The sequence below is a fragment of the Desulfofarcimen acetoxidans DSM 771 genome (assembly GCF_000024205.1).
GTDB lineage: Bacteria > Bacillota > Desulfotomaculia > Desulfotomaculales > Desulfofarciminaceae > Desulfofarcimen > Desulfofarcimen acetoxidans.
Window position 1 is genome coordinate 2,416,452 of sequence record NC_013216.1, and the last position, 14,414, is coordinate 2,430,865.

At 39.2% G+C, this 14,414-nt stretch carries 17 protein-coding genes; 4 read left to right on the plus strand and 13 right to left on the minus strand.

Annotation, left to right across the window (positions count from 1 at the left end; genetic code table 11):
- Window positions 1–32: 32 nt before the first annotated feature.
- The 7 genes from tnpC to DTOX_RS11020 all read right to left on the minus strand — a co-directional run bounded on the left by tnpC (window position 33) and on the right by DTOX_RS11020 (window position 5,625).
- Window positions 33–1,376: an IS66 family transposase gene (gene tnpC, locus DTOX_RS10990; protein WP_042315721.1), complete on the minus strand. Its 1,344-nt coding sequence runs from the start codon at window positions 1,374–1,376 to the stop codon at window positions 33–35.
- A gap of 170 nt (window positions 1,377–1,546) precedes the next feature.
- Window positions 1,547–2,119: a hypothetical protein gene (locus DTOX_RS10995; RefSeq protein WP_157862923.1), complete on the minus strand. Its 573-nt coding sequence runs from the start codon at window positions 2,117–2,119 to the stop codon at window positions 1,547–1,549.
- A complete protein-coding gene (locus DTOX_RS11000; protein ID WP_015757761.1) occupies window positions 2,040–2,570 on the minus strand; it encodes a PIN domain-containing protein in 531 nt (176 codons plus the stop codon). Before DTOX_RS11000 ends, DTOX_RS10995 begins: the two co-directional genes overlap by 80 nt.
- Window positions 2,563–3,318 carry an ImmA/IrrE family metallo-endopeptidase gene (locus DTOX_RS22225; protein ID WP_015757762.1) on the minus strand — a complete coding sequence of 252 codons (756 nt, stop codon included), beginning with the start codon at window positions 3,316–3,318 and terminating at the stop codon, window positions 2,563–2,565. Before DTOX_RS22225 ends, DTOX_RS11000 begins: the two co-directional genes overlap by 8 nt.
- Window positions 3,311–3,661 carry a helix-turn-helix domain-containing protein gene (locus DTOX_RS11010; RefSeq protein ID WP_015757763.1) on the minus strand — a complete coding sequence of 117 codons (351 nt, stop codon included), beginning with the start codon at window positions 3,659–3,661 and terminating at the stop codon, window positions 3,311–3,313. Before DTOX_RS11010 ends, DTOX_RS22225 begins: the two co-directional genes overlap by 8 nt.
- 122 nt (window positions 3,662–3,783) lie before the next feature.
- Window positions 3,784–5,160, minus strand: a complete 1,377-nt coding sequence (gene rlmD, locus DTOX_RS11015) for a 23S rRNA (uracil(1939)-C(5))-methyltransferase RlmD (RefSeq protein WP_015757764.1) — start codon at window positions 5,158–5,160, stop codon at window positions 3,784–3,786.
- 42 nt (window positions 5,161–5,202) lie between these two features.
- Window positions 5,203–5,625 carry a YaaR family protein gene (locus DTOX_RS11020; RefSeq protein ID WP_015757765.1) on the minus strand — a complete coding sequence of 141 codons (423 nt, stop codon included), beginning with the start codon at window positions 5,623–5,625 and terminating at the stop codon, window positions 5,203–5,205.
- 545 nt (window positions 5,626–6,170) lie between these two features.
- Between DTOX_RS11020 and DTOX_RS11025 the strand changes: the two genes are divergently transcribed.
- The 4 genes from DTOX_RS11025 to DTOX_RS11040 are packed head-to-tail and all read left to right on the plus strand — an operon-like array spanning window position 6,171 to window position 10,215.
- Window positions 6,171–7,742 (plus strand): L-aspartate oxidase, encoded by a 1,572-nt coding sequence (locus tag DTOX_RS11025; RefSeq protein ID WP_052292937.1) that lies wholly within the window; start codon window positions 6,171–6,173, stop codon window positions 7,740–7,742.
- Window positions 7,743–7,759: 17 nt separating this feature from the next.
- Complete coding sequence (nadC, locus tag DTOX_RS11030) at window positions 7,760–8,596, plus strand: carboxylating nicotinate-nucleotide diphosphorylase (RefSeq protein WP_015757767.1); 837 nt, start codon at window positions 7,760–7,762, stop codon at window positions 8,594–8,596.
- 27 nt (window positions 8,597–8,623) lie between these two features.
- Window positions 8,624–9,694 carry a quinolinate synthase NadA gene (gene nadA, locus DTOX_RS11035; RefSeq protein ID WP_015757768.1) on the plus strand — a complete coding sequence of 357 codons (1,071 nt, stop codon included), beginning with the start codon at window positions 8,624–8,626 and terminating at the stop codon, window positions 9,692–9,694.
- An 11-nt stretch (window positions 9,695–9,705) separates the two neighbouring features.
- Window positions 9,706–10,215 carry a transcription repressor NadR gene (locus DTOX_RS11040; RefSeq protein ID WP_015757769.1) on the plus strand — a complete coding sequence of 170 codons (510 nt, stop codon included), beginning with the start codon at window positions 9,706–9,708 and terminating at the stop codon, window positions 10,213–10,215.
- Between the two features lie 27 nt (window positions 10,216–10,242).
- Here DTOX_RS11040 and DTOX_RS11045 read toward each other — a convergent pair whose 3' ends face one another.
- From DTOX_RS11045 to DTOX_RS11070, 6 genes are all read right to left on the minus strand, one after another.
- The gene (locus tag DTOX_RS11045) at window positions 10,243–10,872 is read right to left on the minus strand and encodes an HAD-IA family hydrolase (protein ID WP_015757770.1); all 630 of its coding nucleotides are present in this window, start codon (window positions 10,870–10,872) and stop codon (window positions 10,243–10,245) included.
- Between the two features lie 85 nt (window positions 10,873–10,957).
- On the minus strand, window positions 10,958–11,275 hold the full coding sequence (gene trxA, locus DTOX_RS11050; RefSeq protein WP_015757771.1) for a thioredoxin: 318 nt from the start codon (window positions 11,273–11,275) through the stop codon (window positions 10,958–10,960).
- A 69-nt stretch (window positions 11,276–11,344) separates the two neighbouring features.
- Entirely contained in the window at window positions 11,345–11,530 is a 186-nt protein-coding gene (locus DTOX_RS11055; protein WP_015757772.1) for an FmdB family zinc ribbon protein, read from the minus strand.
- Between the two features lie 22 nt (window positions 11,531–11,552).
- Window positions 11,553–11,726 carry a DUF362 domain-containing protein gene (locus DTOX_RS11060; RefSeq protein WP_015757773.1) on the minus strand — a complete coding sequence of 58 codons (174 nt, stop codon included), beginning with the start codon at window positions 11,724–11,726 and terminating at the stop codon, window positions 11,553–11,555.
- A 118-nt stretch (window positions 11,727–11,844) separates the two neighbouring features.
- Window positions 11,845–12,612: a helix-turn-helix domain-containing protein gene (locus DTOX_RS11065; protein WP_015757774.1), complete on the minus strand. Its 768-nt coding sequence runs from the start codon at window positions 12,610–12,612 to the stop codon at window positions 11,845–11,847.
- Between the two features lie 70 nt (window positions 12,613–12,682).
- Window positions 12,683–14,362, minus strand: coding sequence for a peptidoglycan D,D-transpeptidase FtsI family protein (locus DTOX_RS11070; protein WP_015757775.1), 1,680 nt, complete (start codon window positions 14,360–14,362; stop codon window positions 12,683–12,685).
- Window positions 14,363–14,414 lie beyond the last annotated feature (52 nt).

Consider the following 14,414-nt stretch of genomic DNA (forward strand, 5'->3'; position numbering starts at 1 on the left):
AATCCTCAGGATTGAATAAGTATATCCTTGATTTAAGCTACTTTCATACAATCCTGAGGATTTTCTAATGTTGAGGATAAGGCCAAGTTGTTATCCATTGGAACATGGACATAGTGCACAAATGTGGTGAGCTCGTCCCAGTTCTTTTGAGCACTTTCCAATACCTTGCGCTGAAGGGAATGCAAGTTGGCACTTTTTAATTCATCAGTACATTTTTGTGCCATATCTTCTAAAGCAAATTCTAGCTTTAACTGAGCCCTGGCAAAGGATAAATGGTCATCTTGGGCATCCAAACGGTCATTATTTAGTTTATAAATGTATCCAATGAACTCAACCCATTCATCGGACCAGAATTTTAATGAAGGCAAGGATTTACCGACATCAATAAAATCCCTGCGAAAATGAGCCCAGCAAAGGGCTTTAATTAAGCCACCATTGAGATTGGTGAGCTTATTATAGGCGGAATAACGATCACAATTTAATATTCCATTAGCTTGCTGTCCGAAATGGGCATAAGGAACCTGACTGGAGCGGTGCTCATCCAATATAAATAGAGCAGTTTTATGGGAAACAAAAACCCACATCCACCAGTTATGACCTTTTTTATCCTCTACAGGAACATAACTCATCCAGCTGGTTTCATCTACATGCCAGTGCTGTTCACTACGATTTATTTCTGCCAGCAAATTGTATAGTGGCAGTAAGGTTTGCAGTAATAATTTAAACCCACCGGTTAAGGTTCCTTCAGACACTGACAATCCATGCATCAACAACATTGTATTTAAACGGTGTAACGGAATTTGGAAAAAATATTTTGCAATTAACAGATAGGCCCAAAAATTATTAGAAAACTTGCTCTTGGGTATAACCTGAGGATCTTTAGGGGCAGTAACAAATCTTTGTCCAGGGCAATTACATACCCGTACAGCCCTTTTGCGAATATGTTTTTTGCGCACAATTCTAACTTCGTAATCAATTTCATACGAATCTTCAGTAAGGCAAGTGTCTTTTAGTGGTAATCCGCAACAAGGACACAGCAACTGATCTTCCGGAATTTCGTGGAGGGCTTCCACCTCAGGAAGTTCAGGAATCTTACGACCATGACCTTTATGACCGAGTTTGCCACCGCGTTTTTTAGGCGTGATAACAGTGGTTTTTCCATTGCAAGTTATATCACAATCACCGGTAGTTTTTCTGCTATCCTCTTTTTTCGAAGTAGGTGTATCGACTCTCTCTGAAGAGGTTCCAAAAAGAGCATGATTAAGTTTGTTAATCCTGGCCGTTAGACGTTCATTCTCTTCGTTCAAACTATCAAGATATTTTTGCAGTTGCTCAATTTTACCGGTGAGATAAATAATATCATTTTCTTTTTCCAAAACAATCTGCTGGATAAAAGAACAATCTGGAAATGAGCAAGGTGTACCACGAAGTGTAAATGTATGTGAAGTTAATTGAGAAAGCTGTAAGTTATTCATATGATATATGTTACCAGAAAGATTATAACGTGTTCAGTTTTTTGGGGAAGTTTTTTATCTTTCATTTTATTTTATAGCGGGATCACTGAATATGTACCACCGCTCTTACCTTCCATTTTCTTTTCTTCCTTAACGCTGAGAATAGAATACATCATCATAAGCGATACAATTGCGTGTTCACCACCAGATAAACCGCCACGCTCGGTCACCACCCTAAGCTGTTGTTCATGGGTCTTTTTAAACCACATAACTAGCCGGCGATGGCCACTACCCTCTTCTTTATTGCGATATTCAAGTTGAACAGTGTAGTTCATAGGAACGAAAACTTCATTCAGTCTTTCGGAAATTGCCCGGACGGAACTGGTAATGATACCTTCAACCGTTCTATAGTCAGACTCAACGATATTTCTGAAAGAGGCAAGTTCCTCCTCAAGTCGTTGTTTGTAACGCATATTCTTCTCAAGCTCTAGTTTTAGAATCCGTTTAAAGCTGGTGCCCCCTTGGAAACAGGATATTCTTTTGGAAAAATCGGATTTTACTTCAATTCTTTCAAGCTTTATTACTCTATCTGCTTTTAAGAAAGTCTGAAAAACTAGCAGCTCCCAATTTTCTTCGCTTTGCCAACATGGAAGCCCAAATGGCATTTCCTTCATCCTCAGTTATCAATCTCTTACTATAGGCTTCAACGAGAATATTTCCTGTAGTAATATGCTTTAATTGAAACTCCTTGACATAATCACCAATATCACGCAAATTATTACTGGCAACAATACCCCTATTTTCTTTTGCTAAAGCTATTGATGCAGCCTCTCCCTTACCAATTAATTTCTGTCCTTTACCCGGTTCAACCGTCAATCTGTAAAACATATTATATTCTTCTGTTCCTACTACAATTTCAACTATCTTAGCTTGACCGGCGGAAACCATTGCATCAATACGACCTTTCAAATGTATTATTCCAGGGCTTAATAATTCACCATAAACTGGTCTTGGAATTACGATTCTCCCGAGATATAACTGTGCCAATAAACTCTCATTCCTAACCCATAAAAAAGCGGAAATACAATCAGTGTCGAAGAAAAGCGAATCAATCAACTAATTCGCCTCCTTCACTCTCATCACCATAGACAATGTCATCACGAAAAGCATCTAATAGCCACTCTTCATATTTGCCATTAGATATAACATCAGATTGCAAGAGATTTTCAGCTTGCTTTATATAATGACCATAAGTTCCCTTGTTTTCACTCTCTGGCGTAGGTTTATACAATGAAGTATCATAACCCAATTTTGCAGCAGTTAAGATGACATTCTTTTGCATGCCCGCTGCATCAGACTGAGACAGTTCACCTTCTTCCTGTAAGCGAAAAAGCATTGCCTGTCTGCTAACACCAAAATACTGCTCCAATTTAATGACATCTTTAATAACTAAATTCCGTTTTGCTACGCTTTTTATCTCTTCAATTTTTTCGTACAAAGCTGCTGGTGGCATCAGCAAATAAGATGCAAACTGATCAGCAGACTTCTCAGTTTGGTTTCCGCCCCCAATTTTACTCGGACAAATTGTTGAGATCATATCTTCATCAAAATAAAGATGATATAACTCGTGAGCCAGCGAGAACCTCTGTCGACCAATAGACATACCTGAATTCACAGCTATTACTGTAGATGTATTGTTTTTTAGACATGCACCACTTATTTTTTCTCCCAAAGGATACTTGACTAATGTCACATTTTCAAGCGCATACACTAAAGCAAAAATGTCAATAGGAGAAGTATTATCTTCTCCTAACTTTTTTCTGACACTGAATGCCTTATTACTTAAAGCCATCTTATCAATCATTCATTGTCCCTCCAGCGATTTTATCCATCAGCATTTGGTTCAATGCAATTCTATTAATTACAGCCAGAGCCTCCAAATCTTCACATTCAATCCCCGTAGTGCGAAAAGCAAAGCTTACAGATGATCTGCACTTATCTGGTGATGCAATGACTGATACTGGGCAGCAAAATAAAGCTGCAATTTTATCCAGCATATCCGAACTAATGGCACGCTCTCCTGATTCAAATTTTGAAATCAGACTTTGGTCTACACCAAGATAACCAGCAATGTGCTTTTGTCCTAAACCAGCATTGTCTCTTAATTCTTTTATATTAGCTCCAATAGTTTTCATATCTAGTATCATATTAAATCCTTCCTCCCTTTCGCTTCATTTCTTATTTATAGTATATGCTATTCTTGTCATAAAATAAACACTTTTATATATGTTTTTTATGACAGCACTGATTGTACATCTCGAAACCACTTTTATATTTTCGACAAAAATGTACAAATTTCGATATGGCTCGTCTGCGGAAACATATCCACCGGCTGCACTTCAATTATCCCATAGCCAAGTTTATCAAGTAAACCCAAATCCCTGGCCAATGTGCCGGGATTGCAAGACACATAGATAATTTTAGGTATCCTCATTTTTGCAATTGCTTCAAGGACAACTTGCTTGCAGCCTTGACGAGGCGGGTCCAGTATAATAATGTCAACATTATTATTACGTTCTGCGAATTCAGGTAATAATTTTTCAACCTCACCGCACAAAAACTCTACATTATTTAACCTATTTAAAGCCGCATTTTCCCTGGCATCCTTTACCGCGATGTTGAGTGATTCCAATCCTGTGACCTTCCTGGCATTAGCTGAAAAATACATGGCTATGGTTCCTATTCCACAGTAAGCATCGAGTACCGTCTCATTACCTTTTAATTCGGCATACTCCAGAGCTTTATCGTAAAGCTTAATAGTTTGTTTTGGATTTATTTGATAAAACGAGTTGGCTGAAATGTAAAAAGACAGGTCTTTTATTTTATCAACTATTATTTCCTTTCCCCAGATTAGTTTATTTACGCTTCCCAGCAGCAAGCTATTATTTCCGTTATTTATATTTCTGATAATAGATGTTATATCAGGGCATTGATTTACTAATTCGCGAGTGAAGGTTGACTGGCCCGGTAAATTACCACTCACAGTTACCAGCACAAGCATAACCTGCCCGGTAGCCTCAGCTTTGCGCAGCATCACACCCCGCAGGAGACCCTTTTTGCTGTGCTTGTTATATGGTTCAAGCTTATACTTGTTTATCAGATCCTCCAGAATAGCACTAATCTCATTCAATCTACCGTCATTTATCTGGCAGCAGGCTGTACCTTCAACCAGTATGTGAGAACCCTCGGAGAAAAAACCCAGGACAGTCCTGTTATTTTTTCTGCCGGCATGCAGGTGAATTTTATTACGATAGTTCCAGGGATTTTCCATACCGATAGTTGGCAAAACCACTGCATCAGGAAGCCCGCTAATACGTTTTAAATTGTCGCGAACAAATTTTTCTTTTAGCTTTAATTGTTCGGCATAACTACTATGCTGCAGTTGGCAACCACCGCATTTCATATACTCAGAACAGGAATGAATTTGCCTGTTGTCAGAGGATTTTAAAACTTTCACAAGACTCGCTGCGGCAAAACTCTTTTTTATTTCAGTAATAGTGGCCAGTATTATTTCTCCTACACAGGTAAACGGTACAAAAACGGCAAAGCCATGATAGCGACCAACTCCGGCTCCCTGATGATTAATATCATTGATCTGCAATTCGATTATATCATTAACTTTCACGGGTACGGGTATATCTGCCATTAAGTTGTATCTCCTTTATTTTTGCTTATATGATCAATTGGATTATCTGTATAAATCAATTAACAGGCCCTCAATCCTATCAATTTTACTGATCATATCAATATTGCTTTTTTGCTCCAGCAAAAGGTTTCTGGTCAATTCTTCAACTTCTTTATTAATAATATCGACACTGATAAGTATCTGGCGGTAACGCTCAGTAAACTTTAATACATAATAATTTTCCAAAATATAAGAAAGATATTCCTTTATGTATTTTTTGTAATCGGCAATATTGCTTAAGCTTTTACTGTCCTTTAATATTTTTCCCACTTCTTTTATCTTTTCTAGAAGCTTATTAAGTTTTTGCTCGCGGTGTTCTCTCTTTTCCATATCCATGCTACTGGAAAAGCTCCCCACATTATTCTTTTTTATAACAGTGGAACTATTTACCGTCTTCATATTTCTCTTATGTGTAGAAATTCGCAATTAAGTACCCTCATTAAAGTTATTATTTTATTTTTGAACCACGGCGTAAATATTTATTCCTGCCATTAATATTCCGGAGAATCAGTTAATCAGGCTCTTTGCATAATGGCAGAGTAAACTTCAGATTTATCAATAATAAAAAAAATATTATCAGGTGTACCGGTACTTTGTGAATTTTATGCGGAAAGTTAATCATGGGTTAACCATCCAAATAAAAATAATTATTCCCTAATTAAACTCATTCTCCTGCACTATCTAAGTCTCCTATATAACTTATTTTGAAAATAATCAATAGAATAGACAAATAAAAATACCGGCACACTTAAAAAGGGGGGTCTATAAGATATATTTTTTAGTTCATCAAGTGAGCTTACAGGCGTTAGCATAATTGTATAAAAATCAAATAATATTATTATATTTTAATATTATTTGATTATCAAAATATATTGACATGTGATTATTTTCACCTGTCTTTACAGTTGACAAGACAGTCAAATAAAAATAATATAATGTTAGGATACTTTACCGAAAGGGATGTCAATAAATTGTCGACGATTATTGTAGATTATATTGTTATAGGCACCGGTATTGCCGGCCTCAGCTGTGCTTTAGGAGCGAGCAAGCATGGTAATGTTGCTTTATTGACAAAAGGTGATTTTTTTGCCGGCAATACACCTCTGGCCCAGGGAGGTATTGCTTGCGCTTTGGCTCCTGGTGACTCACCGGAATATCATTACCAGGATACTTTAACAGCAGGAGCCGGTGGTTGCAACCAGGATACTGTGAATATACTTGTTCATGAAGGTATCGACAGGGTTCTGGAGCTAAAAAATATGGGTGTTCCGTTTGACTGCAAGGATGACGGAAGCCTGGATTTGGCCAAGGAAGGAGCACATAGCAAATCCCGCGTGGTTTCAGCTATGGGAGATTCTACAGGCAGGGCTATTGCAGAGACACTGGTAAAAGAAGTTAAGCAGATAAGTAATATCAAAGTATACGAATATACCATGGTTACAAAACTTTTGGTCAAAAATAAGGAATGTTTTGGTGTCGCAGCTGTTAACCAGTTTAATCAACAATTTACATTTCTGGCTAAGGCAACTGTATTAGCGGCAGGCGGTTGCGGACAAGTATATTTGCACACTACAAACAGCAAAACCTGTACCGGTGACGGATTTGCTCTTGCTTATCAAGCCGGGGCTGAGCTGGTTGATATGGAGTTTGTACAGTTTCACCCCACAGGACTGGCTTTAATAGAAAACCCCAGGATACTTATTTCAGAAGCTGTTCGTGGAGAAGGTGCTCTTTTAATTAATTCAAAAGGCCGGCGTTTTATGCAGCAGCATCACCCGATGGCTGAATTAGCCCCCAGAGATGTTGTGGCCAGGGGTATTTTTGAAGAACTGGCCGCTGATGAAAAAGTTTTTCTGGATACCACCCCCATAGGCCAGCACTTTGTTAAAAGATTTCCTTACATCACAGCTGCCTGTCGTGCCAGAGGCCTGGATCCGGTGAACAATTATATCCCGGTAACACCTGTTGCTCATTTCATGATGGGTGGGGTAAAAACCGATCATAACGGCCAAACCTGTATTAAGAGACTTTTTGCCTGTGGAGAAGTGGCTTGTACCGGAGTTCACGGCGCGAACAGGTTAGCCAGCAATTCTCTGCTGGAAGGAGTTGTATTCGGTCACAGGGTAGCCAGAAGCCTGATTAACTACGATACTCTTACAGCCATCAGCCTATTCAATATAGACAAATCAGACACTGATTATGCTGGCAACTCTTTTATTCCGGTTAATGAGCAAGTCAATAATCAAACATATAACCGTTTCAGCAAACCTCATTCCTCCGTATACCGTAATAAATTAAGAAGTGTTATGTGGCAAAAAGTTGGCCTGGTTAGGACTGAAAAGCAATTATCAGATGCACTTAAATTAATAACAAAACTGGAAAAACAGTTGCCCCATGATGATTATGAAACATACAATATGGTTCTGACAGCAAAATTAATTACGGAAGCGGCTCTTAAACGCCAGGAAAGTCGCGGAAGTCACTACCGCAAGGATTTTCCTTACGCATTGCCAGAAAAACTCTACCACCAGGTATTACTTTAATTTTAGGAGGCTGACCTATGAACCTGCTATTAGCGGATAAGATTATTAATGACGCACTACTGGAAGACATTGGCAGAGGGGATATAACAACAAAAACAATAATTGCCGCTGATATGGAGGCACAGGCTGTTTTTATTTCACGTAATGCCGGTATTGTAGCTGGCTTGGATATTGCGGGCCGGGTATTTGAGAAATTAGATCCTCACTACAGCTTGGAAAAAATCATTTCTGACGGTGACCAGGTACAAGCAGGAGAGGCTATCGCCCGGGTTTCCGGTAAGGCGCATGCGTTGTTATCAGGTGAAAGAGTAGCTTTGAATTTTCTGCAGCACCTATCCGGTATTGCTACTGAGACAAGAAATATCGTGGAGATTGTCAAACCTTTCGGCGTTAGAATTGCTGATACTCGTAAAACCACCCCCGGCTTGAGAATGTTCGAAAAATATGCCGTCACTGTAGGTGGGGGTTATAATCACCGCATGGGACTGGATGATGCTGTTTTAATAAAAGACAACCACCTGCAAATTGCCGGCGGTGTCAAACAGGCTGTTGAACTGGTAAGAAATAAAATTGGTCATTTAGTTAAGATAGAGGTGGAAGTTGAGACATGGACTCAGTTGGAAGAGGCTGTTCAGGCAGGCGTGGATGTTATTATGCTGGATAATATGAACACGGAAACTATGCAAAAAGCCGTCAAGTTTGTTGGTAGAAGAGCTGTAACCGAGGCTTCCGGTCAAATCACTGCTGCTAATGCCGGGGCAGTGGCTGCAACCGGAGTAGATGTCCTTTCACTGGGTTGGATTACACACTCCGCCAGGCCGCTGGATATAAGCCTGGAGATTGAAATAATATAATTGCTCTGATTGGAGGAAAAGTTTATCATGCCTGCTTCCTTAGATATTAACTTATATAAAACACTAAATTCCGTGGAATTAGACCGGAAAATATTAAGCGCCAAGGAAAAGCTAGGCTCAGAATTATTAATTTTAGGACATCACTATATGAGTAAAGATGTGCTTAAATTTGCCGATTTTAAAGGTGACTCATTCCGGCTTTCCCAACAGGCTGCCGAGAGCAAAGCAAAATATATTGTTTTTGGCGGTGTTTTTTTTATGGCAGAAACCGCAGATATCCTTACATCGGAAGAGCAAACGGTAATACTGCCGGATTTGCAGGCAGGCTGTGCTATGGCGGATATGGCTGATGCCAACGCAATTAATGATTGTTGGTATTTTCTGCAAAACAATTTTCCGGGTGAGGTAATACCGATTGTATATATTAATTCTTCTGCGGAACTGAAAGCTTTTTGTGGAAAGAACGGGGGTACTGTTTGTACTTCTTCCAGTGCCGACAGAGCCTTGCGCTGGGCTTTTGAACAGGGGAAAAGGGTATTATTTTTCCCTGATGAACATTTAGGCAGAAATACAGGTAAGAAGCTGGGACTTTCAGAAGATAGCATGGCGGTTTGGGATCGGCAAAATAAAACCTTATCCGGTAATGCGCATGCACGCTTGTTCTTATGGAATGGTTTTTGTCCCATTCATTTGAAGTTTACTGAAGAACATATTCAAAAAGTCAGAAATAATTACCCGGGCATCAATGTAATTGTTCACCCGGAATGCAGCAATCATCTGGTCAAGCTGGCTGACAGCAGTGGTTCGACTGAACATATAGCCAAGGTTATTGCCGAATCTCCCGCAGGTTCTCAATGGGCCGTGGGTACGGAAATTAATATGGTGCAGCATCTGGCTGAAAAACATACGGATAAGCTTATTATACCCTTATCTGAGACAGTTGAGCCATGTATGGATATGTCTAAAATAGGCAGAGAAAACCTGCTCTGGTGTCTGGAAAACTTACTGGGAGGAAATATTGTTAACCAGGTCAAGTTAACCGCACAAACAGCCTCAGGAGCCAAATTAGCCCTTGACCGGATGCTCTCAATTAAATGAGGTGAGGCACTATGGATCGGAAAGAAAATATCCTGCAGATTTTACAATCTTCCAGTAAGCCGGTTACTGGCAATGAAATGGCAAAAATATTAGGAGTTAGCCGCCAGGTAGTTGTTCAGGATGTCGCCATTCTGCGAGCTCAGGGTATACATATAATGGCAACGCCACAAGGTTATCTTTTAATAAATCATGGTGCGGAGAATTCCAAACGAGCTGTACTGGCAGTAAAACATATGCCCGAGGAAACTGAAGAGGAACTCAATATACTGGTGGATCACAACATTAGAATTATTGATGTTATTATTGATCATCAGATTTATGGTGAATTGCGTGGATTTTTAATGCTGAATACACGCGCAGATGTTAAAAAATTCATAGAGAATATTAAAGCAGAAAAGGCCACTCTTCTTTCATCACTTACAGGCGGTGTACACCTGCATACCGTTGAATATGAAGATGATTTGAATTTACAAAAGGCCAAAGAGAAATTATCGCAATACAATTTTTTGGCCAAAAGTTAATTAAAAGCTAACTTTTGGCCGGAAAAATCAAAAATATTCTAATATTTGGTCCCAGGTATCAAATAAAAGATCCGGTACATATTCAATAAGTTCTTCTCTTTTAGCCATTCCCCAGGTTACTCCGGCAGTCATCACGCCTGCACGCTGGCCGGAAAGCAAATCGTACCAGCTGTCACCTATATATATGGCCTCTTCGGGGCGAGACTTAAGGAGTTCCAGAGCTCTCCATACAGGATCGGGCTCCGGCTTAGGGTTTACAGTATCATTAACTGTTACACTAATGGTAAAAAAGTCAGACAGACCGGTAAATATTAATTCCTCATCGACAAGAACTCTGCGTTTTGAAGTTACCAATCCCAGGGTGTAGCCTCTGTTTTGCAGTTCACCCAAGGCCTCCAGAGTTCCCGGGTATATTCTGGTTAACAGTGCATGTTCCTCACGTTGATAAAGCTGGTATAGAGCAAAACAATCATCTTTTTTTTCACCGGCAAACTGCTCGCATATTTGCTTTAATGGCAGCCCGATTGTTTTTAATACCTCGCCGTTATTCCATGGAATTTGCATCTCAGCAAATACTCTTCGAAAAGTCTTCTCAATTAGCGGCAGCGAGTTTATTAATGTACCGTCTAAATCAAATAATATATTTTTTATTGCCAACTTGATTACCTGCCTTGAAAAATCTTTTATTTCAGAACAATATGTGAACCCCCTGTATTTTGACAGGGGGTTGTTAATTTGCCAATTAAATTATGGCATTAATTTTCTCGGCTATCTTATTCTTAGGTGTAAACCCAACTACTGTATCAACAGCCTTGCCGTCCTTAAAGAAAATAAGTGTAGGAATACTCATTACACCAAACTGTCCTGCTAAAGCTTGATTTTCATCTACATTTAATTTGGCTATCTTGGCCTTGCCCTCAAAGTCCTTGGCCAGTTCTTCAATAACCGGGGCCATGCTGCGACAGGGACCGCACCAGGGTGCCCAAAAATCTACCACTACCGGTTCAGAAGCTTTCAATACTTCTGATTCAAAATTAGATTGATTAACCTCTAATGCCATAATATCACTCCTCAAATATTTATTTTATTATATTATTTTAATGAGAACAAACTGTTCTCTTTATACAGCTCAGCCGCCCTTTGATGAATTTGCATTGATACTACAATTGCCGGTTTTCACTGCAAAGCCTGACATTAGTTGCTTTATTTCAGGAGATTTACATTCTGTACAGACTACTCTGTCTTTTTCAGAAAGAGCTACCAGCACAGTAAATTTATGACCGCATTTTTCACAGATGAATTCATATATGGGCATAATCAAACCTCCTTCAGAAACCTTATATGATAGTAATAGCCCCGTTAATACAAGAAAATACACAGTTTTCACAATCAATACATTTATCAGGGATAACTTTAGCTACTTTGACTAATATAACTATTGCCTCCTGAGGACAAACCAATGCACATTGGCCACAACCGACACATAATTCAGGCAAAATAAAAGCAGCCATAAATACCTCCAAACCAAACATCCCTCAACCTGTATATATTTTAATATAAACTGTATATGCTTTTCAATTATAAAAGCATAATTTTTCAATTTTATTTTTCAGTAATTTTGCTGGGACTTTAATTTAAATCGGACCGCTTTAACAATTGTATGAAATTTAAAACAAACTGAAGCTCTTTCTCATTTAAATTCGCTATCAATCCTAATACGGATTGGACCTTGGGATCTAAAAGCATTTCTCTTAGTTCCGGAGTCATCATATTAATAATTTGCTCAACCGCTCCCGGCTCCATAATGAAATAGCATGCGGAAATGCCAAGAACTCCTGATAATTTTTCCAGGGTTTTTAAAGAGGGCTGCACTTTGGATTGCTCGATTTGACCGATTAAACCGGCAGTTACCCCTGCTAATTCAGCCAGTTTGGCCTGGGTATAGCCTTGTTTTTCTCGTAGAGCTTTTAATTTATTCCCCAGAGATCCTTCATAACTCATTAACACCGAAGCAGATACATCCAGGGATTCAGAAATTTTCTTCAAAGTGTTTAATGACGGGTATATTGTTCCTCGCTCGATTTCACTAAGGTAGGATAACGATATTTCTGAGGTTGTCGATAGTTCCTGCAAGGACAGCGCTTTTTCATTGCGCAGCATTCTTATTTTATTCCCCAGTGTTAGCCCGGCATCGTTTAAGTCATTTTCTACAAGTTGAGATTTGGCAACATTTAAAACAGCGGCCAGTTTTTCAATGGTTTTCAAAGAAGGTTTTTTAGAACCTCTTTCAATTTCACTCAAATATGAAAAAGATAAGTTGGCTCTGCGAGCCAACTCTTGTAAGGTATATCCTCGCTCTTCACGCAATGCCCGGATTTGTTCTCCCCTGACAATCATAAAGACACTCCCATGCTTAAAGTTACTATTATACTACTATATTATTTTCATATAGTCAATTATAGCGAAATTATAATATCTTCTCCATTATTTCTTTAAAAATAGGAGCGGCTGACTCCCCGCCACTTATACTGTCTTCTACCAGAACAGTAATTGTATATCTGGGCTTGATCAGCGGAGCGTATCCAGAAAACCAGGCGTTGACCTTTCCCTGTTGGCCTGTCTCTGCAGAACCGGTTTTGCCGGCACTACCGTGAACAGGTATATTTGCTTCTTTACCGACACCGCCGGTTACCACTGATTCTAATAATACTTGAAGTTCACCGGCTACTGCATCTGATATTACCTGCTTCCTCTCTTCAGAAGCTATAGTCATAACTGTTTGATTATTTTGCCTGAGCGCCTTAACAATTTGTGGTTGTTTGTAAATTCCATCAGCAGCAATGGTATTAATCATAGCTGTTATCTGCACAGGGGTGGCCAGTATGGGTCCCTGACCTATACTGCTGTTAACAAGATTGTTTTTTTCTTTTATCAAATCAAGGTTTTGTCTTTTATCAGCAATAACCTTGTAACCGGTAATTTGCTGGTTATCCAAACCAAACAGTCGTGCATAGCGAATTATTTTCTCTGCACCTAATTCTAGCCCTATTTCCGCGAAAGATGGATTGCAGGACAAGGCAAAAGCCTGAGCAAAACTGATTTTGCCATGACCTGCTGTATTCCAACAGCTAATCAACGGATCCTTTTTTCCGGCACAAAAAAAGCTTGTTTTGTCATTTATTAGATTTTCCTCCAGAGCAGCGGCAGCTATTATTACTTTAAATACCGAACCAGGTTGAAATAGAGTCGTGGCGCGGTTTATAAATGCTTCTCCGTTACCTGATAGGTAATCTTCCACATGTGCCGGGTTAAAGTTCGGCCTAGAGGACATAGCCAGTATTTCCCCGCTGGCAACGTCCATAACGACTACAGCGCCTTGTTTCACCCGTTTATCCATAACCTGCTCGACGGTTTTTTGTATGTTTTGATCAATTGTAAGAACTAAATCTGCTCGCTTATTATATTCAGAGCTATCACAAAAAATCGGTTGTGTCCCGTTGAGCAAATTGCCGCTGGCATCTCGGAGTAATCTGACAGATCTTTTAGCATAATTGTCCTTTAAAACACTGTCATACATCATTTCCAATCCTATTTTGCCGACTGTATCAGATATTCTGTAACTGTTACGGCTAGTGTTTAAAAAATCCAAGTATTCTCTTGAGGGTATCTTTCCCAAGTGCCCGATTAAGTGATTAGCCAGAGGATATTCACCGTACCGAAAACTCACCGGTTGTATTAAAATACCTTGATGATGGCACTCCTTAAATTTTTGGATTTGTTCCGCATTTAGCCGGTAAGGTAATATACATGGTTTACCGGTAAAGTAATGAGATAGTTCTTGCCGGCTAGTTCCTATCATATCTGACAGGTACGTGATAACAGGCAACTTATCATTTATTAAATCAGGAAATATAATAATACGGTAAGTTTGTTTTTGACCTGTTAAGGAAACTAAATTGCGATCTAATATTTGTCCGCGAGTGATATCTTCCAGTGCCACCTTTTCCGTGTCCTGTTCTAATGCTTGAAGGTAAAGTCCTTTTCCCTTGACCATTTGGATATGATAAAGCCGCAAAGACAGTAAAATTAAAAAAACTGTAATACACAGTAAAAGGCATAATAATCTTTTATATCTTATCTGATACAATGATGAGCAACCCTTTCCATGTCAGCTATGTATATTTTTGCCTAATTAAGAA